The 22,485-nt window shown below is 63.5% G+C and carries 24 protein-coding genes; 3 read left to right on the forward strand and 21 right to left on the reverse strand.

All coding sequences use genetic code 11. The features are described from left to right. Positions 1-35 precede the first annotated feature (35 nt). Positions 36-752 carry an HAD family hydrolase gene (locus BRA471DRAFT_RS29210; protein ID WP_007613904.1) on the reverse strand — a complete coding sequence of 239 codons (717 nt, stop codon included), beginning with the start codon at positions 750-752 and terminating at the stop codon, positions 36-38. Between the two features lie 146 nt (positions 753-898). Here BRA471DRAFT_RS29210 and BRA471DRAFT_RS29215 point away from each other — a divergent pair, with 146 nt between their 5' ends. Next, on the forward strand, positions 899-1,753 hold the full coding sequence (locus BRA471DRAFT_RS29215; protein WP_007613905.1) for an SDR family oxidoreductase: 855 nt from the start codon (positions 899-901) through the stop codon (positions 1,751-1,753). A gap of 7 nt (positions 1,754-1,760) precedes the next feature. Here BRA471DRAFT_RS29215 and BRA471DRAFT_RS29220 read toward each other — a convergent pair whose 3' ends face one another. After that, a complete protein-coding gene (locus BRA471DRAFT_RS29220) occupies positions 1,761-2,648 on the reverse strand; it encodes a dienelactone hydrolase family protein (protein ID WP_007613906.1) in 888 nt (295 codons plus the stop codon). 112 nt (positions 2,649-2,760) lie between these two features. After that, positions 2,761-4,050, reverse strand: coding sequence for an MFS transporter (locus BRA471DRAFT_RS29225; RefSeq protein WP_007613907.1), 1,290 nt, complete (start codon positions 4,048-4,050; stop codon positions 2,761-2,763). A 420-nt stretch (positions 4,051-4,470) separates the two neighbouring features. Between BRA471DRAFT_RS29225 and BRA471DRAFT_RS29230 the strand changes: the two genes are divergently transcribed. Next, positions 4,471-5,049 carry a MarR family winged helix-turn-helix transcriptional regulator gene (locus BRA471DRAFT_RS29230; RefSeq protein WP_007613911.1) on the forward strand — a complete coding sequence of 193 codons (579 nt, stop codon included), beginning with the start codon at positions 4,471-4,473 and terminating at the stop codon, positions 5,047-5,049. A gap of 14 nt (positions 5,050-5,063) precedes the next feature. Here BRA471DRAFT_RS29230 and BRA471DRAFT_RS29235 read toward each other — a convergent pair whose 3' ends face one another. Then, on the reverse strand, positions 5,064-6,044 hold the full coding sequence (locus BRA471DRAFT_RS29235) for a hypothetical protein (RefSeq protein WP_007613912.1): 981 nt from the start codon (positions 6,042-6,044) through the stop codon (positions 5,064-5,066). 818 nt (positions 6,045-6,862) lie between these two features. On the opposite strand from BRA471DRAFT_RS29235, the gene BRA471DRAFT_RS29245 reads away from it, so the two are divergent. Beyond that, entirely contained in the window at positions 6,863-7,633 is a 771-nt protein-coding gene (locus tag BRA471DRAFT_RS29245) for a response regulator transcription factor (protein WP_007613913.1), read from the forward strand. Positions 7,634-7,802: 169 nt separating this feature from the next. Here BRA471DRAFT_RS29245 and BRA471DRAFT_RS29250 read toward each other — a convergent pair whose 3' ends face one another. The 17 genes from BRA471DRAFT_RS29250 to BRA471DRAFT_RS29330 all read right to left on the reverse strand — a co-directional run bounded on the left by BRA471DRAFT_RS29250 (position 7,803) and on the right by BRA471DRAFT_RS29330 (position 22,485). Beyond that, positions 7,803-8,261 (reverse strand): hypothetical protein, encoded by a 459-nt coding sequence (locus tag BRA471DRAFT_RS29250; protein WP_007613914.1) that lies wholly within the window; start codon positions 8,259-8,261, stop codon positions 7,803-7,805. Next, on the reverse strand, positions 8,258-8,770 hold the full coding sequence (locus BRA471DRAFT_RS29255; protein WP_007613915.1) for a hypothetical protein: 513 nt from the start codon (positions 8,768-8,770) through the stop codon (positions 8,258-8,260). Before BRA471DRAFT_RS29255 ends, BRA471DRAFT_RS29250 begins: the two co-directional genes overlap by 4 nt. 42 nt (positions 8,771-8,812) lie before the next feature. Continuing rightward, positions 8,813-9,295: a rod-binding protein gene (locus tag BRA471DRAFT_RS29260; RefSeq protein WP_007613918.1), complete on the reverse strand. Its 483-nt coding sequence runs from the start codon at positions 9,293-9,295 to the stop codon at positions 8,813-8,815. Further along, a complete protein-coding gene (locus BRA471DRAFT_RS29265) occupies positions 9,292-9,711 on the reverse strand; it encodes a hypothetical protein (protein WP_035974374.1) in 420 nt (139 codons plus the stop codon). Before BRA471DRAFT_RS29265 ends, BRA471DRAFT_RS29260 begins: the two co-directional genes overlap by 4 nt. 6 nt (positions 9,712-9,717) lie before the next feature. Continuing rightward, on the reverse strand, positions 9,718-10,470 hold the full coding sequence (fliR, locus tag BRA471DRAFT_RS29270; protein WP_007613920.1) for a flagellar biosynthesis protein FliR: 753 nt from the start codon (positions 10,468-10,470) through the stop codon (positions 9,718-9,720). After that, positions 10,467-12,548, reverse strand: a complete 2,082-nt coding sequence (gene flhA / locus BRA471DRAFT_RS29275) for a flagellar biosynthesis protein FlhA (protein ID WP_007613922.1) — start codon at positions 12,546-12,548, stop codon at positions 10,467-10,469. The genes fliR and flhA overlap by 4 nt, the downstream gene beginning before the upstream one ends. 76 nt (positions 12,549-12,624) lie before the next feature. Next, positions 12,625-12,891, reverse strand: a complete 267-nt coding sequence (gene fliQ / locus BRA471DRAFT_RS29280; protein WP_007613924.1) for a flagellar biosynthesis protein FliQ — start codon at positions 12,889-12,891, stop codon at positions 12,625-12,627. Further along, positions 12,888-13,298: a flagellar hook assembly protein FlgD gene (gene flgD / locus BRA471DRAFT_RS29285; protein WP_007613933.1), complete on the reverse strand. Its 411-nt coding sequence runs from the start codon at positions 13,296-13,298 to the stop codon at positions 12,888-12,890. Before flgD ends, fliQ begins: the two co-directional genes overlap by 4 nt. Before the next feature lie 14 nt (positions 13,299-13,312). Then, entirely contained in the window at positions 13,313-13,723 is a 411-nt protein-coding gene (flbT, locus tag BRA471DRAFT_RS29290; RefSeq protein WP_007613934.1) for a flagellar biosynthesis repressor FlbT, read from the reverse strand. After that, complete coding sequence (gene flaF / locus BRA471DRAFT_RS29295) at positions 13,723-14,067, reverse strand: flagellar biosynthesis regulator FlaF (RefSeq protein ID WP_007613936.1); 345 nt, start codon at positions 14,065-14,067, stop codon at positions 13,723-13,725. The genes flbT and flaF overlap by 1 nt, the downstream gene beginning before the upstream one ends. A gap of 67 nt (positions 14,068-14,134) precedes the next feature. Next, on the reverse strand, positions 14,135-15,181 hold the full coding sequence (locus BRA471DRAFT_RS29300; protein WP_007613937.1) for a flagellar hook-associated family protein: 1,047 nt from the start codon (positions 15,179-15,181) through the stop codon (positions 14,135-14,137). A gap of 3 nt (positions 15,182-15,184) precedes the next feature. Continuing rightward, positions 15,185-16,663, reverse strand: a complete 1,479-nt coding sequence (gene flgK / locus BRA471DRAFT_RS29305) for a flagellar hook-associated protein FlgK (protein ID WP_007613939.1) — start codon at positions 16,661-16,663, stop codon at positions 15,185-15,187. Between the two features lie 34 nt (positions 16,664-16,697). Further along, entirely contained in the window at positions 16,698-17,951 is a 1,254-nt protein-coding gene (locus BRA471DRAFT_RS29310) for a flagellar hook protein FlgE (protein WP_007613940.1), read from the reverse strand. A gap of 95 nt (positions 17,952-18,046) precedes the next feature. Continuing rightward, positions 18,047-18,628 (reverse strand): transglycosylase SLT domain-containing protein, encoded by a 582-nt coding sequence (locus BRA471DRAFT_RS29315; protein ID WP_007613941.1) that lies wholly within the window; start codon positions 18,626-18,628, stop codon positions 18,047-18,049. Then, on the reverse strand, positions 18,579-19,943 hold the full coding sequence (locus BRA471DRAFT_RS29320; protein ID WP_007613942.1) for a flagellar hook-length control protein FliK: 1,365 nt from the start codon (positions 19,941-19,943) through the stop codon (positions 18,579-18,581). The genes BRA471DRAFT_RS29315 and BRA471DRAFT_RS29320 overlap by 50 nt, the downstream gene beginning before the upstream one ends. Beyond that, positions 19,940-21,139 (reverse strand): chemotaxis protein, encoded by a 1,200-nt coding sequence (locus tag BRA471DRAFT_RS29325; RefSeq protein WP_007613943.1) that lies wholly within the window; start codon positions 21,137-21,139, stop codon positions 19,940-19,942. The genes BRA471DRAFT_RS29320 and BRA471DRAFT_RS29325 overlap by 4 nt, the downstream gene beginning before the upstream one ends. After that, complete coding sequence (locus BRA471DRAFT_RS29330) at positions 21,136-22,485, reverse strand: MotB family protein (RefSeq protein WP_007613944.1); 1,350 nt, start codon at positions 22,483-22,485, stop codon at positions 21,136-21,138. Before BRA471DRAFT_RS29330 ends, BRA471DRAFT_RS29325 begins: the two co-directional genes overlap by 4 nt.

Below are 22,485 nucleotides of genomic sequence, written 5' to 3' on the forward strand. Positions count from 1 at the left end.
CATGGGGTTGTTTTTCAGTTTTTTGTTTTGGCGCCTCACCCGAGCCCGGACAGATCATCCAGCACGACCCGCGCCTGGCTAAAATCATCGTCCCGGAAGAACATGCTTCTGGTGATGAGCACGGGAATGTTCGTCCTTGAGGCCGCGATCATGCCGTTGGTGGAATCCTCGATCGCGACGCAGTCGGACGCGTTGAGCTTCAGCCGCGCCAGGATCTCGAAATAGACATCCGGAGCGGGCTTTTTATGCCGCACGTCATCCCCGGCGACGATCGCATCAAAATCCGCGGCCCAGCGCTCTCCCAGCGCCCGCGACAGCAGTGCATCGATGTTGCCGTGCGACGTGGTCGTCGCGATCGCGAGCCGCTGGCCGCGCGCCTTGGCAGCAGCGAGCAGATCCCTCACCCCGGGCCGTAAGGGGCAACAGCCGGTCTCGACCAGTTCGGCATAATGCGTAGTCTTGATGCGATGGAGCGCGGCAATGTCCTCGTCCGGCAGTGGCGCCGCGATCAGCAACCTTTCATGGTGGGCGCGGATCCGCTCCTTGCCGCCCGTGACCCGCAGTAGCTCCTTGTAGACCGCCCGGTCCCACTGCCAGTCGAGACCGTGGCGGGCGAAGGCATGGTTGAAGGCCTGCCGATGCAGCTCTTCGGTCTCGGCCAAGGTGCCGTCGACGTCGAAGATCAGCGCGGCGGCGCGGCAGACCAGCTCAGCGGCGTCAGATAGCATTATGGCTGGCGCTTCTGCCTGCATGATCGTTGCGTCCCTCCTGACGAGCGACCATCGCCTGCACCGCCGGGCGGGACAAATCGCAATATCTTTTGCTGGACCCAAAAATCTCTTATGAGCGGAGAACGCGCTGCGGCGCGAACGGGAACTCCGACCTGCAAGGAAGACGTATGCGGCTCTTTATCCTTGGTCTCGGCTACAGTGCCCGGCACTTCGTCCGCCTGTTCGGTGGCCGCTTCTCGCATATCGCCGGCACGGTGCGCGATCCCGCGCAGCGGGGCGACCTCGCCGGCATCGAGGTGCACGCCTTCTCCGACAGCAGTCCGGCACGCGAGACAGTCGAACGCATGAGAGATGCGGATGTCCTTCTCATATCGATCCCGCCCGGCGGCAGCGGCGATCCCGCAATCACGGCCTTCTCCGGCCTGCTGGCGGCGGGCGGAAACCGCAAGATCGTCTATTTGTCCACGATCGGCGTGTATGGTGACCACGCCGGTGGATGGGTCGACGAGAGCACGCCGCCGAAGGCGGACCTCGACCGGACGCGCATGCGGGTCGCGGCGGAACAGGCCTGGACCGACACGACCGGTGGCAACGCCGCGATCCTGCGGCTTGCGGGTATCTATGGCCCCGGCCGTAACGCGCTGGTGACGCTCCGCGCTGGAACGGCCCGGCGCATCATCAAGCCGGGACAGGTGTTCAACCGCATCCACGTCGGCGACATCGCGAGCGCGATCATGGCCGCGGTGAATCAGCCGAGCGGCGGCATCTGGAACGTCTGCGACGACGAGCCGGCGCCGCCGCAGGACGTGATCGCTTACGCGGCAAAGCTGATGAATGTTGCGCCGCCGCCGGAAGAGCCGTTCGAGACCGCCGAGATGTCGGCGATGGCCCGCAGCTTCTATGCCAGCAGCGCTCGTGTTTCCAACGCGAAACTGAGGCGCGAGCTCGGCGTCACGCTTGCTTATCCGACCTACCGTCACGCCCTCGATGCGTTGTGGCAAGCGGGGGAAGGAGGATCATGATCAAGCGTCAGCTCAGCACGCCATACTTCTTGAACCAGGCCTGGGCCTGCTTCCAGGCATCTTCTGCGGCGTCCTTGCGGTAGCTGCCGCGGTAGTCGGCATGGAAGCCGTGCGGCGCTTCCGGATAGATCTTGAACTCGGCCGTCTTCTTGTTCTGCTCGAGCGCGGCTTTCATCTGCTCGACCTGAGTGACGGGAATGCCGGTATCGGCGCCGCCATAGAGACCGAGCACCGGTGCCTTCATCTCGGGCGCGAGCTGCATCGGGCTCTTCGGCCACAGCGGATTGGCGGGATCGACCACTGTGCCGTAGAACGCAACACCAGCCTTGAGGCTGCCGCTATGAGCGGCATATTCCCAGACGGTGCGCCCGCCACGGCAGAAGCCGATGATGCCGAGCTTGCCGGTGTCGCCGCCTTGCGATCCCGCCCACGCCACGGTTGCGTCGAGGTCGGACAGCAGCTCCGCGTCCGGCTTGGCATTGACGATCGGCAGCAGGTCCTTGATCTCGCTGACCTTGGTCAAATCGACGCCCTTGCGGAAATAATAGTCCGGCGCGACTGCGAAGGCGCCGAGCTTGGCGAGGCGCCGCGTTACGTCCTTGATGTATTCGTGCAGGCCGAAGATCTCCATCGCCACGATGATCACCGGCGCCTTGGTGTTGCCGGCAGGGCGGGCGAAATACGCTGGCATCTCCTCGGAACCGACCTTGATCTTGACGTCACCGGTCTGGAGACCATTGACGTCAGTCGTGATCGCCTCGGCGCGCACAGGCCCGGCCGCAAGAGTGTAGCCGGCAGCCACCGCCGCGGTGGCGCTCATGAATCCGCGGCGCGAGACCGGGGCGACCTTGGTCAGCCCGACTACGTCGGATGTCATGGTGGTTTCGATACTCATCGGTCGATCCTTCCTGATGCGTGCCCCTGATCCTTCGGGCGACGCATTCGCCGATAGTTGGCGGCCAAACGCAAATCACCAGCTTGCGAGCCGCCGCTTTCAGGCCTTGTTTTCAGATCTTGTTCCGACGCTGTTTCACCGGCGCGGTCTCGGGCATCAGGCTCATCGCGACAAGTCCGACGATCGCCGCAAGCAGCAGGTACCAGGCCGGCGCCAGCGGATTGCCGGTGACGTGGAGGAGCCAGGTGACCACGAGCTGCGCCGTCCCGCCGAAGCTGGCGATCGCGACCGCATAGACGGTCGCGAACACACCGCCGCGGATGTTCTGCGGCAGCGCCTCGGTGAAGGTCGCGTAGAACGCAGTGAACGGCAGCGAGCCGATGACGGACAGGACACCGAAACCAACCAGGAGCGACAACGCGCCGGGCGCATGGACGATCCACAGGAAGGTCGGGTAGGTCAGCAGCAGCGTGGCGAGCTGCGGCCAGATCATCACCGGCTTGCGACCGAGACGATCTGCCAGCCAGCCCCCGACCAGCGCGCCGACAAACTGAATGCCGTTGCTGACCAGCGACACGGTGAAAGCCAGTGTCGAGGACACATGCAGCGTGTTCTGCGCATAGGTCGTCATGTATTGGGTGACGTAAGTCGAGATCGTGCCGCTTGCCAGGATCATCAGCGCAAGTCCGATGATGCCAAGGTGTCGTCTCGCCTGCGAAAGATGACCGGTGTGCTCGACGGTGCGGGCACCGGCTTCGGCCTGCGGGATCGTCTCGGGCAGCGTCCGGCGCATCCAGAACCCGAACGGCAGGCAGACCGCTCCGATCAGAAACGCCACCCGCCAGCCATAGGCGTCGAGCATCTCCGGCGCCATCGTCTTGCTCAGGATGACGCCGACGAGAGCGCCCGCGGTCGCGGCGATCTCCTGGCTCGCCGGCTGCCAGGCCACCACCAGCGCACGATGCTCGGGCGGGGCGATCTCGATCAGATAGGCGGTGGTCGGCCCAACCTCGCCGCCAAGGGCAAAGCCTTGCGCCATACGCGCCGCGATCACGATGACGGGCGCGGCAAGGCCGATCGATTGATAGGACGGCGTGAGCGCGATGGTCAGGATCGATAGCCCCATGAGCGCGAAGCTCAGCAGCATGGCAGGCCGCCGGCCGATCCGGTCGGAATAGATCCCGAGCACGATTCCGCCGATCGGCCGCGTCACGAAGCCGGCGCCGAAGGTCGCCAGCGACAGCATCAGGCTGCCGTACTCGCTTCCCATCGGGAAGAAGGTATGGCCGATCTGGATGGCGAAGAAGCTGTAAGTGATGAAGTCGTAGAACTCGAGCATGTTGCCGACGGTGGCGGCCAATGCTGCGCGCTTGACGCTGAACGGCCTCACTTGCTCGATCACGGACGACACTCTGGCATTCCCGGGCTCGATCCTATTTCGATTTAACCGTCTGGCCGCATTGCAACGCAACATCCATTAACTGAAAACGGCGGTTCCCTCGTCCCCATTTCCGCTGCCACGAGTTGCTGCCCATCCGCCTGCTCGCGCAATCCAAAGCGGATCGCGCAACAAATGGGCTCTGCGGTGGTCGCGATGACACATCATGTTGCACGCACATCCCGCGCTATCGGAATTTGCGCGTACACCGCGGTCATTTGACTGAAATTTTCAGAAGAGTTGAGCCGGGCGATTTACTCGAACTTTCTTCGTGACGCTCTAGTTCCACGACCGAGGGTTCCGCCTCGGGATCTCCATTATCAGCCGCCGGATTGCGCTACCAAAAGCTCAATTGAATCAAGATTTATCCGACGTGGAATTAAAATGAACTTGGCTCGCGAATCGATCGAACTGCTGGAACAGGTCGCCCGGATCCTGTGGTTCGAAGGCACCAAGCACGGCTTGCGTGACCGCGAGTGGATGGCGCTGCGTTTCCTTTCCCGCGCCAACCGGTTTTCCAGGACCCCGTCGGCGCTCGCAAGTTACGTCGGCACCACGCGTGGCACCGCCTCGTTCATCATCGGCGAGCTGGAGCGGCTCGGATATCTCGAGCGAAAGCGCTCGGTCCAGGACAAGCGGTCGGTGATGCTGAGCGTGACACAACAGGGCAAGAAGTTCCTGGTGCGCGACCCCGTCAACGTCCTTGTCGAGGCCATCGGCGTGCTCGAGGACGAGGCGAAGGTCAGCTTCCGCGACGCGCTCCGCCACGTCCTGGATCAGTCGGACGCAGCCGAACAGCGGCACCATACCGACGTCTGCAAGCGATGCATCTTCCTCCGCGAAGATCGCAGCACCACGGACAGCAGGACGACGGCCGAGTTCAGCTGCCGCCTGTTTCGCGCGCCGATCGCGGAGGCGGAGGTCGATCTGCTATGCACCAGCTTCGAGCATCACCGCAAATAGCAGGCGGCCCTCGATCAGGGCGTCGCCTTGCGTGACGAATAGATGACGCCCCCGCTGGACTCGACGACCAGGCGTCCGTTCTCGTTTTTGATCTCCTCGATGCGACCAAGGCCGGGCACGTGCTGTCCCAGCACCGCCTCGACGACGCCGTGCGGGCCTTGCAGGATCGCAATCCCTTCATAGGCCTGGCGGACCGACCAGCCCTTGACCGTCTTGCGCGGCGCCGAGATGCGCTCGGACGGAGTTACCGATCCCGTGACCTCGGGCGTAGCGGCCGAGGCCATAATTGGCATTGGCTGTGAGGCGACGGGCGCTGGAACCTGGGCCTGCACTTGAGCCTGCACCTGGGCAAGCTTGTCGAGCTTCACCGTAGAGGACGAGCTCACCCGTTCGATGCGGTCCAGATTCTCGCCAAAACGGCCAAAACGGTCATTGGTCGCCTTGCTCGATTGGTCGACCGCGGTGCGCAGGCCGTCGAGATTGTCGGACACGCCCGACACCTGCCTGCGCAGTTGCGCCACCGTCTCGCGCAGATTCCTGATCTCAGTATTGGCCGCGACGTTGGTCTGGGCGGGCTGCATGGCGAAATAGGCGATCACGCCGGTACAGGCACAGACGACCAGGATCGCAGCGACGGCCAATGTCGCGAGCGGCGCGACCCATGTCGGACGCGGCGGCGGCGGTTTGGCCACGATCACGGCCGGCTTGATCACGGTCGGCGTAGGCTTGTGGATTGCCATCTTGTCGAGGCGCGCCTTGGCGCGAATACGCTTCAGACCCTCGAGCGCCTCTTTCGCCAGAGTTTCATCACTCGCTGCTGCCGACGCAGGTTTGGTGTTCGTAGCGGGCTTGGTATTTGCAAAAGGCTTGGTATTTGTAGAAGGCTTGGCCGTCGGCGCCGCATTGTCTCTGGCATCGCGCGTCTCCGCAGCCGGTTTCGCCGCTGCGGAAACATCGGCGGTCGCGTTGGGACGAGCTTGTCCATCGGACAACATGCGAGAATGCTCCGTTCGGTTCGATCTGTCGAACGGTGACATTATTCGCCGAAGCTTGCCTGAAACGTGCGCATCGAAAACTTTTCATCACGCGCGAAGCGACGTCGCATGAGTCAAACGCGTCACGCACGTGGCGAGAGTGCGACTCGAAAGACACACCCTCGCCAAGATTTCGCCAAGCTGGAGTCGCCTCGCCATACATGAGTCGAATTGTCGCAGGTGGAAAGACGATGATGGGAGTCAATCCCGGGTTGAAAATCCCTCGATGTGCATGAAGCGCAGCACCACCCAAAATAGCAGTAATCATACGGGGATGCGGAACTTTAGAACCGCCATGGTGCAAAACTAGTTCGAATTCCAAATCAACTGATGCGATTGAATATACCAAGAAACAACTCGAAACGAATCAACAGCATCAAGCACGTGTAGCAAACGCTTAGTTGCGCACGCTTGATCGGAAATCGGCAATTGTTACGGTCCTACTCAAGTGATTCTCGCCAGTTGGCGAGGAGATCGACACAGTACAGTGGCGTTCGGACGCATGAGCAACTTGGCGCAACTGTTCTAGGTCGCTTTCTCAATCCGCTCCGCGAGGTGATCCGCAAGACACCCGCCGAGCCTCACGCAGTAAGCGTTCAGTATCGAGTCGAAGTAGCAGGCCTGCGAGACGCAGGCACTGAATGCGTAGGGCTGCCCGCGAATATCGAAACCATAATAACGGTTCGCGGGAAGGAATATCGTCAAACAGCACAGTTGCCGAGCCGGGCATCACAACAACGAACCGGCCGTAACAAGTGCGAAACAGGGGCGAAAGACTGATGTATATTATCGTTGATGATCGCGAGAGCGTCACGAACAGCTATGTCGGAGGGCTCGTTCGCGAAGGTGTATCGTCGATCGGCTTCTCCTCCGGAGAATTCTGGGACTGGCTGCAATCTGCGAGTGAACCGGATCTGGCCGCGGTGGACGCCTTCCTCCTCGGGGATTGCGACACCCGCGGAAGCCTGCCGCGCGCGATGCGCAAGCGCTCCTCGGCGCCCATCATCGCCATGAGCGGCCAGAAGATGCTCAAGAACACGCTGGAGCTGTTCGAATCGGGCGTCGATGACGTCGTCCACGTGCCGATTCATCTCCGCGAGATCCTCGCCCGAACGGCCGCGATTGCGCGCCGCCGGGTCGGGGAACTGCCGAGGCCTTGCGAGACCAGGATCCAGGTCTTCTTCAACGGACGCGACCCCGAGATCGCTGGCCACGCTCTCACCCTGCCCCGCCGCGAACTGCGCATTCTCGAATATATGGTCAGCAACCACGGCAAGTGGGTCACAAAGACGCAGATCTTCAACGCGGTCTACGGCATCTTCGAAGCGACATTCGACGAGAGCGTGATCGAGAGCCACGTCAGCAAGCTGCGCAAGAAACTCCGCGACCGCCTCGGCTTCGATGCGATCGTGGCCCGGCGCTACGTCGGATACCGCCTCGACATCCCGGCCGGCGAAACCATCGACGTGCCAATGCAGGAGCTAGACGAGGTCGGCATCCTGCTGAACAGGGCGCATGCCGCTCCGGCAGCGTATCCGGCCGGAAACTGACCGGCAGGGCGCTGCCACGCAACGGACAACGGCCTCTGCGAACCACCTTCGCAGAGGCCGTTGTAGTTTCAGCGACATCAACGGCGAACAGAGGCGCGGCAGTACCGGCGCCGCGGCTGGCGTCCGATTCTAGAGGCTCGCTTCTGATTCAATCAGAACCGGTAATGCCCTAGGGCTTCTGCTGGAATTCTTCCTTCGACACGTAATTGAAGTCCTCGACAAGGACGTCCTGGACGACTTCGGCCTGCATTCGTTCGTTGACACGCTGCTTGATGGCCGTCGTGAGGATGGAGAGGTCGTAACGGGCGAGTTTTCTGAAATCGAGGCGGTCGTCGGCATAGATCCTGCGGAAGGCTTCATCGACGACGAACGGCTCGGGCGGAACGTTGAGCTGGTGCATGGTCCGCGCCTCCACGGTATAGACGAAGCGCGCGACGATGTAGCCCTGCACATTGCCACTCTCGACCATGGGCACGCTCAGCGCCCGCGTCTTCTGGTACTGCAGCCCCTCGAGATATTCGTCCTTTGCCGGCAGCAGGCTGCCATTTTCCTTCCAATAGGCTACGGCATAGCTCGTTCCCGCGGTGAGGATGCATACCCAGAGCCCGGCTAGCACGAGTCTGATCATTTTCCGTCCTGTGCGGCGCGACCGGTATAGGTGCCGTCCGACTCGGCGTCCTTGATGGCCTTGACGATAATGGTCGCGACCTCGCGCACCGCGTCGCAATGCATTTCGAGGATGGAACGGTTGCGCTCGAGCTTCTCGCGCAGCCGCTGGATCTCCTCGGTGATCTCGACCTCGCCGCCGAGATGCATTCGTGCCCGCATCAGGCGGACGAATTCCAGCATGCTCCGGCTCTTCCGGGCGCTGAACTCGTCGAAGTCGATCTTCTTGCCCGTCGCGAGCGCGGCCGTCTCCTCCTCGACGATGCTTGCGAGCCGGCGGATCGCAGCCAACAGGCCGCGCACCTCGTCCGATCTCGCCGCGTCCGCGCCGTCGTTCGCCACCCCGCCGCCGACATTCGGCAGCAGCATGGGCAGCAGGGCATCCCCCGACACGGCCGCCGTCGTCATCGCCTCGGTGTCCACGGCTGGCTGTTCCATCACCAGGGCCGCCGCGCCTTCTTGTGTCTGCATAGGAAATTCACCCTTCAACTTCTGTCATCCATTGCCGGATCGTCATCCGACCTTGCCCGTAGCGTCCGGTCCCGCCGGATGCGCGGCAGCGAGCTGCTTGGCAATGCCAATGCCCTTGCCCTTTGCCAGCTGGGCACCAAGCTGCTCCGCCAGCATCGACTTCCAGACCCCGCCGGCCGTGCCTTTTCCAAAGACCTCCTCCGACTCCTTCGGCAGCATCGTCTCGACGAAGGTCTGGAGGATGAAGGCTTCGAACTTCCGGTACACCTCGCCGGAGGCCGACGCCTTGATCACCTGCACCGGCGCCCCGTTCACCGCACCCGACTGCGGTTCCGAAACCTTCGTCACGGATTGTTCGGCGGCGGCCGCAGCCTTGGCCTTGCCGACCTCCGCGTCCATCGTGGCGGCGAAATCCGCGTCCGATGATTTGAGCGCGTCGAGCTTCGCCGTGGCCGCGCGCTGCGTCACGGGATCGGCGGCGTCGAGTACGTCGAGAACGAGGTCGGGTGTCGCTGTCACGATCATGTCTTGTTCCGGTTAGCTGGCCGTGGCGTCCACTCGCGCACGGTGAGGCTTGTTCCTGTCATCTCCTCGAGCGATCGCTTCTCGGCGTCGCGAAGCTTGTCCGCGAGCGCCGCCTTCGCGACCTGCTCGAACTGCTTCACGCGGCGGCTCTCCGCGCGAACCTGGTCGAGCTGCTGCGAGGCCTGGACCTGAATCGCGCGAGCGCCGGCGCTGGTTCTGGTCAGGCGCCGCGCGATCGACTCGCTCGATGATCCCGCCGGCGGCTTGCCCTCGTTGAGAGTTCCGACCAGCCATTCCTGTTCGTCCTGCAAGCTGCGCTCCTGCTGCTGCAGATGCGCGAGTTGCCACTTTGACAGCCGGAGCTGGAGCTTCACGAGCGAGACCATCCGGCCGAGCTTGTCCGCGCGTGACGTCATGACCGATCACTCCGCCAGCCAGGACGAGACGCCGAGCATGAATTGCGTCAGGAGCTCGTCGCTCGTCAGGTAGAGCAGCAGGAAGCCGCCGAACAGCACGAAGGGCACCGAGATGAAATAGACCGGAATCGCCGGCGTCAGCTTGTTGATCAGGCCGACCGCCAGGTTGACGACGACCGAATAGACGATGAAAGGGCTAGCGATCCGCAGCGTCAGCACGAATGCCTCCGATAGCCTGCCGACGAGCTGGTCGAGCGGCATGCTGCCGCCGAGCCGGTCGCCCGGATGCCAGACATCGTAGGAGTTCATCAGCCCGCGCAGGACCTGCCAGTGCTGGTCGGTTATGAAGAACAGCGTGGTGACGGATGTCATGATCAGCGGCACCAGGGCCGGCGCCGGATCGGTGTCGCCGACCGGCGTCCCCGGAATGTTGCTCAGCCCGATCGCACTCGCCATCACGGTGGCCATGGTCTGGAGTGCGAGAAAGAACACGCGACCGCCGAGCCCAATGACGCTGCCGACCACGAGCTCGGAACAGATCAGCAGCACGAGCGTCAGCGGCGCCGCGTTGTCCGTGAGAGGTTTCAGGACGGCGATCAGGATCGGCGTCAGCGCAAACGTCGTGACGAGCGCGACGAACAATCGGACCTGGGCCGGAACGTTGACGCTGGAATAGCCGGGCACCAGCATCAGGCAGGCACCGATGCGGCAGAACACGATGAACGTCACCAGCACGCTGTCGGTGAGGCCGTTGATCACGATATGGCTCCGAGTGCCCTGATCTCGGTGCTGCGTGCGACTTCGACATGCGACAGGATCGGCAGTGTCGGAAAGACCCGCTCCAGGATCATCCGGACGTAGGGACGCGCTTCCGGGGTCACCGCCAGCACCACGCTGGTGCCGTTCTCGGTGAACTTGCGGATCGCGGCGCTGGCTTCGGTCGCAAACTGCTCGATCAGGCGCGGATCGGCGTCGAATTCGACGACGTCGCCCTTAGCGTCGCGCTTCAGGCTCTGGTGGAACGCCAAGTCCCAACGGTTGCCGAGACGGACGACGTTGAGCACGCCGTTGTCGGAGAGATCGCCGCATATCTGCTGGGCAAGGCGCGTACGCACATGCTCGGCCACCTGCTCGGAGCGCCGCACATGGGGCGCGATCTCGGCGATGGCTTCGAGGATCAGATGCAGGTTGCGGATCGACACGCGCTCGGCCAGCAGGATCTTCAAAATCGCCAGCAGCCCCGAATACGATATCTGCGACGGGCAGAGATCCTCGACCAGGCGCTTGTATTCGGGATCGAGCCGGTCGAGCAGGCCGCGCATGTCCTTGTAGGACAGCAGCTGGGCGAGGTTGGCCCTGATCACTTCGCTCAGATGCGTGAGCAGCACCGACAGATTATCGACCGGCTTGCAGCCCTGACGCTTGACCTCGTCGGTGAACGCGTCCGTCACCCACAGCGCCTTCATGCCGAAGGCCGGCTCGATCACCTCTTCGCCGGGAACGTCGGGCTTGCCGTCCTTGTCGACGAGCACCAGCACTTCGCCGAGCCTGAGCTCGCCTTGGGCGACGCGGGTGTCGTGGATCCGGATCTGGTATCCCTTCGGATCGATCGACAGATTGTCGGTGAGCTTGATCTCGGGAACCACGAAGCCGTACTGCTTGGCGAACTTCTTGCGGATCTTGGCCACGCGGTGCGCCAGCTCGTTGCGCGAGCCCAGCAGATGGACCGAGAGGTGGCCGCCGAGCGCCAGCTCGATCTCCGCGGTCTTGAGCGATTCCTTGACGGATTCCTTGGCATCGACCTGGGCGCGTTCGTCGGCCTTGCGCGCATCTTCCTTCTGCTTCAGGGCTGCCTGCCGCCTCGGCAGCGAGTACCCGACGAACGCCATGACGCCGCCGAGCAGCAGGAAGGGCGCCGTCGGCAACCCCGGCATCAAGGCGAGCACGAACATCATCAGCGCGGCGGCCGACACCGCGCGCGGATAGCCGCCGAGCTGTCGCAACACCGCCTGCTCGGCCGAACCTCTGGTGCCGCCCTTCGAGACGAGCAGGCCCGCCGACAGCGACACGATCAGCGCGGGCATCTGCGTTACCAGACCGTCGCCCACGGAGAGCTTGGTGTAGACGTCGGCGGCCCGTGCCAGCGTCAACCCGTGATGCGTCACGCCGATGATGATACCGCCGAAAATGTTGATCGCGGTGATGATCAGGCCGGCGACGGCGTCGCCGCGGACGAATTTCGAGGCACCGTCCATGGCGCCGAAGAACGCGCTCTCCTCTTCCAGCTCGCGGCGCCGGCGCTGGGCTTCCTTGTCGTCGATCAGGCCCGCGGACAGATCTGCGTCGATCGCCATCTGCTTGCCGGGGATCGCATCCAGGGTGAAGCGGGCGCCGACTTCGGCGATACGCGTTGCGCCCTTGGTGATCACGACGAAATTCACCGTGACCAGAATCGCGAAAATGATCAAGCCGATGACGAAGTCGCCGCCCATGACGAACTTCGAGAAACCGGCAACGACATGGCCCGCGGCGTTTTCCCCCTCCCCGCCGCGCGACAGGATGAGACGGGTCGTTGCGACGTTGAGCGCAAGCCGCAGGATCGTCGCGATCAGGAGCACGGTCGGGAAGGCCGAGAAATCAAGCGGCCGTTGGATCCACAGCGCGACCATCAGGATCAGTGCCGAGAGCGCGATCGAGAATGCGAGGCCGAGATCGATCAGGATCGGCGGTATGGGCAGGAACAGGATCGTGAGCATGGCCACGATGCCGCCTGCGAAAAAGGCGTCGGCGCCCAATCGTCGCGGGGTCGGCAGGCTAGCAGCTAACGTATCCGTCATGGGTCACCGGCAGAGGATCCGGCCCGTAATCTGCCGTGCAAAGCTTACGCGGGGGTGGTGGCAGGGGTGCCCGGGATCAGAAGCCGTGCTCGATGTGCGAATAGACCATCTCGGTGAAGGTGGAGAGATGGGCTCCGATGAAGGAGCCGGAGATGGCGACGACCACGAGAATGACGATGATCTTCGGAACGAAGGTCAGCGTCACCTCCTGGATCTGGGTCAGCGCCTGGATCAGCGCGATGATGGTGCCGACCAGCATCGCGGCACCGACGGCAGGCCCGGACGCGACGATGATGGTCCAGATCGCCGCCTGGACGATGTCGAGGGCATCCCGTTCGTTCATGACTGGCTGATCGTGAGACCGGGGCCGATCGCGACTTTCGTACCGTTCTCGAGTGTCGCGATGGAGCCGTCGCTGTTGATGGAGACCGAAGCGACCTTGCCGCTGAAGCTCGCTCCGGTCGAGTCCGTGAAGCTGACGGTCTTTCCGATCAGGCCATTGGCCTGCGACAACGACTGCGAAGACAGCAGAGCGTCGAGCTTGTTATTGGTCTGCATCGCCTGCTCGACCGACGAGAGCTGCGCAAACTGGCTCATATATTGCGAGGTATCCATCGGATTGGTCGGATCCTGATTCTTCATCTCCGCGATGAGGAGCTGAAGAAATGTGTTGTAATCGACGCCGGTGCTCGAGGTCGTCGTCGTGCTGGTCGACTTGCTGGTGCTATCGGTCGCGCTGGTGACGTTCATGTCGCTCTCCGCTGTCAGGCAGCCTCGAATGGGGAATCGATCTTGGCGCCGGCCAGGATGGCCTGCTCCACTGGAAACAATGCCCGGATCCGCTTGAGCGCCTCGAAGTAACGGGTCGCTCCGACCAGGTCGTCGACCGCACCAAGTCCGACCAGCATCTCCTGGCTCTCGCACACCGCGAGCAGAGCGGCGTGATGCTGCCCGTAGAGAGCCGAAGCATCCCGGACATCGGTCGGATTCATCAGCATGAGCTGGACGATGAAGTAGAGCTGCCGCAGCGCCGTGGTGGCGTCGGAGGCCTGCATGATCTGCCCTTCGAGCAGGAACATCACGTCATTGACGAGCTCGACGGAGACCTTGCGGTCCACGCGCAGCACTGCGCCGTTGATGTAGACCCGTTCGCCCGCACGCAAGGATATCTTCATCAAAGTGCGTCTCGGATCAGGCGGTTGATTTCGATGAGCTGGATCACGTCGTTCGACTTTTCTTCGCGAAGGCGGTCGGCTTCCTTGACCACCCACAGCCCGATCGAGATGATGTCGGCGCGCAGCTTTTCCGGAAGCCCGTTTTCCGGATGCGCGAGATCCTCGATGAAGATCGTCCACAGCCGCCGCACATAGAGCAGGCTCTCGACCAGATCCTCGAGGCTGAAGCGGTCCTTCTGGATCCGCTCGAGCCGGTCGATGCCGAGGCTGAGCGCCTGCCGCTCGCGGCCCCGCGCCTCATAGCCGCTCTCGTCGACGACCGATTCATAGGCTTCAAACGTCATCAGGACAACTCTGCGCAGGAGACCGAACAACAAGACAAGGTTTACGCGCCTTACGAAGGATCTGGACTCAGAGATAGTTGATGAGGCTGATCTTCTGGAGCTGCGAGGTGAGCGCAAGTGCCGTCTGGATCTGCGTCTGCAAGGTGTTGACCCTGACCGAGGCTTCCGTCGGATCGACCTTCTCTATACCGACGATCTGATTGTTCAGAATATCCTGCTGCGTCTTGAGCTTGTCGGTTGCGGAGGTGATCCGCTGCTGGACCGTGCCGATGTCGCCGCCGAGGGTCGCAAGGTCAGTAATGGCGTTGCCGACAAGGCCGATGGCCTTGTCCACGACGACCTGGAACGTCGCTTGATCCAAATTGGCGTTCCCGAGATCTGCCATCATGGTGTAGGCCTCGGCGAGCTTGCGGAAGCCTGTCTGATTGGCGCTGACGGAGGTATCGGCGATCTCGGTCGTGGAGATCCGGCTTTGCATGACCTGGTCGGTCGCCGATGACCAATTGGTGTTCCAGGCCGGGCTCGCGAACTCCGCATCGAAGGTGGTGTCGAGGAAGGTCTGCATCTGGGCCGGGGTGATGGTGTTCACGCTGGGCGATGATTGCGAGAAGCCGAAGGTCGCAAGGAAGTCGGCGTCGACCTGGTTCTTGCTGGCCGAGCCCGCGGTGTAGGCCGTGATCGGCGTGTTCTGCGTGTTGATGCCCGAGAAGAGAGACGAGCCGTTATAGGAGACGTTCAGCGCGCCAATCAGATCCTGGAGGTTGGAGGACGCAGGAGGCAGGATGATCCGCCCGCCGCCGTCGGTGCTGCGCGCCGCGATCAGGTCCTTGAGGAAGTCCGTCGCGGTCGAACCAAGCTGGGTGATGCGGCTCTGCGTGATGTCCAGGCGTCCCGAGACCAGCCCGTTGGTATCGACGAGCTGATCGGCGAAGCTCAGGTCCGCCCGCAGGGTGACGTCGCCTCCCGTCGTGGCACCAAGCTCGAGGCCGACATCGGCGAAGCGGCCGGTGGTGGCTTCCTTCGAGGCCCTGGCCAGCGCGGCCTGATTGTTGGTGATCGAAGACCTCAACGACGAAGACAGCATCAAGGTCGAGATGTAGTTTGCGCTCATCATGACTTAATTTCCCACGGCAGCCAGCAGGCTCTGCAACATCTCATCGACGGTCGAGATGATCTTCGACGAGGCCGAATAGGTCCGTTCGACCTGAAGCATCAACGACATCTCGTCGTCCATGTTGACGCCGCTGACGTTCGACAGCGCCGCCGTGCTGCGGTCGAGCAGCGTTTTTTGATAGGTGACGTTGGAGTCGGCGGTCTTGCGCTGGTTTTCGATCCAGCTCGTCGACGACGAAGCGAAGTCGATCAAGCTGCCGTTCGGCTTGCCTTGCGTGGTCGCATCGAACGGTTGCGACGCATCCATGGCGCCGATGAGCTGCTGCAGCCGGGCCGAATAACCGCCGTTGCCGGCGGTATTGTATTGGTATGCGACGTTGCCGCTGATCGCGCCATCGCGCAGCAGGTTGGGATTGCCGCCTTGGGCGGGATCGACCGATGCAGCAACGGAAATCGTACCAGCGAGGCCCACCAAGACGGTGGCGCTCGCCGGCATCGCCGGCGCGCCGGGATAGGTGAAGAGACCGGGGACGTCGGGCAGTGTCGGAACAGGCGACTGGTCACTTTCCTTGAAGGCATCGACCAGGCCGCGCGCGATTTCGTCGAGCTGGCTCTGGTAAGTAACCGTATCATTGTCGCGCAGCTGGGCCAGGCCAGCAAGCTTGCCGGACTTGAGCGGCATCGCGGAATTGGCGCCGGTCACCGGAACGCCGTCGATATAGACCGCATTGCCGGTGGTGCCGGCCGTATAGGCGTTCGTCGGCGCAAAGCTCACCGTTCGCGCCGTCTTGTCGAACAGCACGATGCCGCTGTCGGTATAGAGCGCCGCATCGCCGTTGGGACGGAGCGACATTGACACCCCGACCTCCTGCGACAGCTGCGAGACGATGCTGTCGCGCTGGTCGAGGTAGTCGGTGATGTCGTCGCCGGAGATCGTCCCCTTCACGATCGCGGTGTTCACGGTCTGGAACTGGGAGAGCAGCCGATTGATGTTTTGAACCGACGTATTCATGTCGGCATCCGCCCCCTCACGGACCGACTGCACGGACTGGGTCGCCTGATTGAGCGCGGTCGCCATGTCCTTGGCGGACGTCACCGCCGCCTGCGCCAGCGTGGTGTTGTCCGGGGCGTTGGCATATTGCTGGAGCGCCTTCTTCAGCGCATTGAGCTGCGCCGTCGGCGACTGGTCGAGTTCCGGATCGTCCACCGTGGCAGAGGCGATCTTCTGGAGACCGTCAAGGATCGCGCTCTGCTTGGCCGACGTCGAGGTTGCGGTCAGCACGTTGGTGTAGAGACCCGAGCTCGCGGCGCGCTGGATCGCCGCCACGTAGACGCCGGTTCCCGGGAGGTTGTCCAGCACGGCAATCTTGCGCGAATAGCCGGCGGAGCTGGCACCGGCGATGTTGCGCGAGATGACCGACGACTGGATGCCCGACGCCATCAACGAAGAGCGGGCGGATTCGAGAGCGGCGGTAAGGTTCATGATCTGCTCTTGCCGGGGACGAGCGCTGAAGAAATCAGCGCTTCAGGTTAACGACCACGTCCAGCAGATCGGCGCCGGTCTGGAACGATTTCGAGTTCGCGGTGAAGCCGCGCTGCGCCTCGATCATTGAGGTCAACTCGTCCGCGAGATCGACGTTGGAATCTTCCAGAGCACCCGACTGGATGGTGCCGAGCCCGCTCTTGCCAGACACATCGACCTGCACGTTTCCAGAATCCAGGTTCGGCGAGTAGACGTTGCCGACTTCGGGCGTCAGACGGTCGGGGCTCGGAACGGTGGCGAGCGCGATCTGGAAGCTCGGCAGCGTGGTGCCGTTCTTCAGGACGGCGGTGACCACACCCTTGTCGTCGATGTTGACCTTCTCGACAGCGGAGGGCGCGTTGCCGTCGACGTTCGCCTTGAAGTCGAAACTGGAGGCGACCTGGGTCATGGCCGAGAGGTCAATGTTGAAGGCAGCCGAACCACCGGGGATCGCCACCGTAAGCGATGTCGCACTCGGCGGCGGGCCCACCAGGTCCAGCTTGCCTTTTCCGGTCGAGCTCACGTCGAACGTGAACGTCGTGGCAGCGCCGTGCACTGTAAGCACGTTGCCCGCGGGATCGTAGACCTCAACGTCCCACGTATTCGCGCCGGTCTTGGCCGCATAGACGTCGAGCGTCACGGCGTTGCCGATGTTGTCGTAGGTCACCATTGACGTCTTCGACGTGTAGTTACCCGGGCCAGCCGCAGCGGCCGGTGCAGCAACGATTGCCGCACTCGGATCCAGGTTGGCAGCCACGGTGGCCTTGGTCGAGGGTGACGCCTGCAGCGCCATCTGATTGACGTTGATGACCTGCAGGTTGCCGAAACCGTTGGCGGAAGTGTTGGGCACGGCGCCGTTCTGGATGTTGTAGCCCATCAGCTGGAAGCCGGCGGCGTTGACGAGGTTGCCCGTGCTGTCTGGCACGAACGCACCGGCGCGCGTCAGGAAGTTGTTGCCGTTCGGATCCTGCACGACGAAAAAGCCGTTGCCCTGGACCGCGAGATCCGTCGCCGAGGTCGTAAATTGGTAATTGCCGGCATCGCTGATCGCGTAGCGCACCGTGGTCTCGACCGCGCCGGAATCGTAATTGCCCGAGCCGCTCTTCAGGATCAGCGAGGAAAACTCGGTCGAAGCCCGCTTGTAGCCGGTGGTGTTGACGTTCGCGATGTTGTCCGAAACCGTCGACAGCTTGTTGGACTGCGCGCTCATCCCGGAAACGCCGGTGCGCATAACACCATACAGGCTCATGAATTGGGCTCCTTTGGTAGGTTGCAGTTACAATGGAGGCTGTTGCTTGCGCGGGGCTGATGATGGGGAACGATGCACAACTTGGTGTCGTCTCCTTAGGTCGTCTTGGGCTGACAGAACGAGCGCGCCTTGTCGGTCCACGCGCCGAAGCCGCTGGAGACGAGATGCGCGACGATGTGGCAGACGTAGCGCTTCTGCGCCGGCTGGTTGTTGGGGCCTGCATTGTAGCGGGCGACTGCCATGGTCCAGCTGCCCTCGCGCTGCTTCAGCTCCTTCAGGAAGCGCGCGGCGTAGTCGACATTCCCTGCGGGATCGAACATCGCCCGGACCGAGGCGAACTTATCGCCGTGATAGTAATGGTTGATCTGCATGCAGCCGAGGTCGATCAGCTTAACCCCCTTGGCTCGCATGGCCTCGAAGTTGGCGATCGCGTCGTTCATGTCCTTGGCGAACACGGTCTGTCCTTCGGCGCCGAGCGCGTAAGGATAAAGTGCGCCGCGCCGCCCGGTCTCCGTCAGGCCGACCGCGTAGAGAATGCCGAGCGGAATTCCGTGCTGCCGGGACGCACGCGCCATCTCGCGCTCGCACGGGCGCGCGTTGTCGGTCGCCGCGGCCGCGGCGCTGGCGTTACAGATAAACAGGGCCGCGACGAATCTGCGGCGCCACGTCCTGGTCATGACGCGTCTCCTCGTTGGACCGGCGCTCCTGTCGGGCCTCCTTCGCGCCGCCGTCCGCCTGTCCCGACGAATTGCTCGTACCGTCGAACGTGCCTTGCGACTGCGGCGATGGCTGTTGCTGGCCCGAGAGCTGCGGCTGCGACTGGCCGGAGCCGCTCTGGAATCCATCCAGCGAGCCGTGCTGGACGGGCGCGACGTCGGCGACGTAGCCCGCCGACTGCATCAGATCGCGGATCGAATCGCGCTGCTGGTCCAGCATCTGGCTCGTGTCCTTGCGCTCGGCGGCGAGGTGGACGGACACCTCGTTGCCGACGAGACGAAGGCGCACGGTGACATTGCCGAGCGCGGGCGGCTCGAGATTGATGGTCAGGATCTTGAGCGGCTGATCCGGCGCATTGACTTGGGACGCTGCAAGATCCGGGGCCGCGGACGCCGCCGGTGCCGGAGATTCCTTCAGCTCGACGACGACAGCGTTGGCAACCTGTTGCGGCGCGTTGAATTGCGCCGGCGGCAGATGGGTCTCTTGCTGGACCACCGTGACCTTGGTCGTCTCGGGCAATGGGTCCCGCGCCGAAGCCTTGGCGGCACGCTCGACATTGGCCGCGACGGTCTCAAAGCCGGGTGCCGTTGCTTTCGGCGATGGCTCACTGCCGTCCGTCGATGTCGCCTGGGCGCCGGTCGTCGCGTGCGAATCCGCGGCCTGCGAGTGCGCGGCGGTCGGAGCCACGAGAGATGGGGGCTCGGCTGTCGTCGCCTTCGCCGTGCCAATGGCCTGAACGTCGCGCTTCGTCGTGGAAGACCGCTCGTCGCGCCCGGACGCATCCTTCTTGTCGCCGGCCGGTGCTTGCATCTGCGGCTGCACGACCGGTGGCCCGGCGACGATCTCCTGCCCGATGATCCCGGCGATGCTCGATCGGCTCTGGACGTCGGCCTGCTCGGTATGATCGAGGGGTCCATGTTTCACGGACGACTTGTCGGTCTTTTTGTCGGAAGATTTCTCGGTGGTCTCTTCGCTGGATCTGGGCTCTTCGACCGCCGCGGTACGTTGGTGCACCGTCTCGTCGCTCGCGTTGTCCTTCCCGCTCTGATGCGCCAGGCGTGTCCGCAGCGTTCCGGCCTTCACGGCCGTGTCGCTGCCCTCATCGTTGAGCGCGCGCTTCGCGAGCTTCGAGACGGTGTGCAGCAGATCGTTGAAGGACGAGTCCGCCTGCGCTTTCGCCCCGGCGCTCTTGCCGGAGCGCGATGTGCCCCGCATGTTGAGGCTTTCGGCGAGACTCGAAAAGACCTGTCCGGAGGTTCCACTGAGCTTCGTCATGGACGGCGATCCCTGGTGAGAAGTTCGAGCTCGCCGAGCTGCTTCTGCGCGCGCGCAAGCGTTGCAGTCGACGACGCGAGATCGAGGCGCGCCGGTGTGACCGGAGGCTTCTCGGCTGCGGCGGCGGATCCGCCGGCGAACGGCTTGCGAACGTCGAGTGCGAGCTGCACCGTTGCATTGACAAAGGGAATGTCGCGCTCGGGCAGCTTCGACCGGTCGAGCGCCTTCAACTCGGCGAGACCGCCGTCATATTCGTCGGCGAGCGCCCGCGACACGCCGCGGAACAAATGCGCCCGCTCGCGTTCCGCCGAGGCATCGGCGCTGAGAGTCAGGGCACGCTCGCCGGCAAGCCGGGTCACGGCCAGCCCTCCGCGCACCATCGCGGTCCGCGCGATCACGAGATAGAGCTTGAGGCGGCTCGCGCGGTCGATCTGCTCCAGCAGGGTGGTGATCCGCGCAAACCGACGCTCGTCGAGCGCGAGGCTCGACTGCGTCAGGCCGGTCGCAAAGCGCTGCCAGAAGTCCCCGGCATAGACCGAGTTGTGGTAGTGTCGGATATAGGCCAGCGTCAGGAACTCGAACTTGTCGAAATCCTCGGCTTGCCCGACCAACAGGATCTCGCGCCGCAGCGCCGCCTCCTCCACCAATGTGCCCGGCAGGAGCAAGCGCGCGTCATCTAGACGCTCGATTGCGAGCGATGCCTCAGCGCGTGCGAACAGCGCCCCCTGGACCAGCGCGAGCTGCCCGCCCAGGCCCGACGGAACCGTCCGCGGCTTGACTTCCTTGAGCAGTTCGCGCGCTTCGTCCTGACGACCCTCGACATAGGCAAGCGCGCCATCGAACAGCCGTCCATCGACGTTCAGCTTGTCGCGCGGCAGCTTGCGGATGATTTGCGGCGCGCCGCCGCTGAGCAGGTAGATGACAGCGGCCTGGCCGTTCTGCGGGTTGCTCCACACGCCCGGATCGGCGGCGAGAAATTTTTCGCCGATCTGCCGGATCAATGCGCCGTGGCTGCCGTGCGCCGCGGTATCGCCGTTAGCGATGCCGTCCTGCACGGTTTGCAACGCCCGAACGAGCTCATATGGCTCGCCCGATGCCGATGCCGACGGGGCCGGCATCGATGCCGGCTCGGCGAAAGCGCCTGCCGCCGTGAACAGCAGCATCAGCAGCGCGGCGCGGAAAAGAGCCCTGATCAAGGACGCTTCTCCCGGACCATGATCTCGATCCGGCGATTCTGCGCCGCCGCCGGATCGTTTTGAATTTTCGGCCGCCGATCGGCGTAACCCTCGACATGCTCGATGCGCTGCGCATCGACGCCGGAGCGGACCAGCATATAATAGGCCATCTGCGCACGGGCCGTCGACAGCCGCCAATTATCGTAGGTCTCCGAACGGTACGGCCGATTGTCGGTGTGGCCGCGGACGATGATCAGGCCGGGACGCTTTGTCAGCAGCGGGCCGATCTTGTCGATCACACGGATGAGCTCGGGCCGCGGCTCAGCCGAGCCGACCGCGAACATGCCGAAATTCGCATCGTCGGTCAGGCTGATCAGCAGGCCTTCCTCGACCTGACGCACCTCGGCCACCGGTCCCGCGCCGGCCTTGACGTCCGACAGCGCATCCGCGATCGCCGATTGAAGCTGCTTGACCGCTAGTTGCTGGGCCTGAGCCGCGTCGCGCGACTCGGATTCCTTCGTCGTGTCGTTGGAACGCGATTGGGTGGCCGCATTGGCTTGATTACCAGCCTGGGCACCCGGCTGCGCGTTCCCTTCGCGTGAGGCCTGCGATGGCGCGGGCCCCGGCGGCAGCAGAGGCGACAGGCTTGCGGAGGACGCATCGGCGTTCGGAGCCACGCTTCCGCCGGCATCATCCTGCCTGGCTCGGCGCGCCTGCGGCTCGCCCTGGCCTGTGCCGGATGCGGTGTCGCGCGCGGACGCATTCGGCTTGGACTCGGGCTTGGACTGAAGCTTGGGCTCGCCCTCGATGATGCGATCGGCATCCTTGGCTGCCTGCGGCGCAAGCTTCCAATAGCCGGGATCGAACGGATCGCGGTAGGCGTCGCCTCCCTTGAGGCCATCCTCTTCGGCAGAGGTCAGAGCGCCGGCGCGCCGCTGACCCGAGGCCTGGTTCGCGCTGCTGGCGATCTCGGCAAGCGTCGTATAGGGATCGCGGAACAGGACCTTCTCCTCGTAGAAGGGCGGCTTCTCGGCCGTTGGAGAGTCACCGCGACGTTCCTCGCTCGGTCCTCCCGGCTGGCGCCTGCCGTCCTGGCCGTCGAACGACGACGGCTCCTTCTTGGAGAGATCCTTCAGGCCCTTCGGGGCAGGTGCGTTCTCCGCGAGCTTGATCGGATTGAAATAGCTCGCGACCACCTGCTTTTGATCCTGGTTGAGCGCATTGATCAGCCACATCACCAGGAAGAACGCCATCATCGCGGTCATGAAGTCCGCATAAGCGATCTTCCAGACGCCGCCGTGCGGCTTCTCGTCGTCGAAGGCGCCCCGCCGGCGGATGATGACGAGTTCTGATTTGACCTCATTCAT

It is taken from the genome of Bradyrhizobium sp. WSM471 (genome assembly GCF_000244915.1).
Classification (GTDB): Bacteria; Pseudomonadota; Alphaproteobacteria; order Rhizobiales; family Xanthobacteraceae; genus Bradyrhizobium.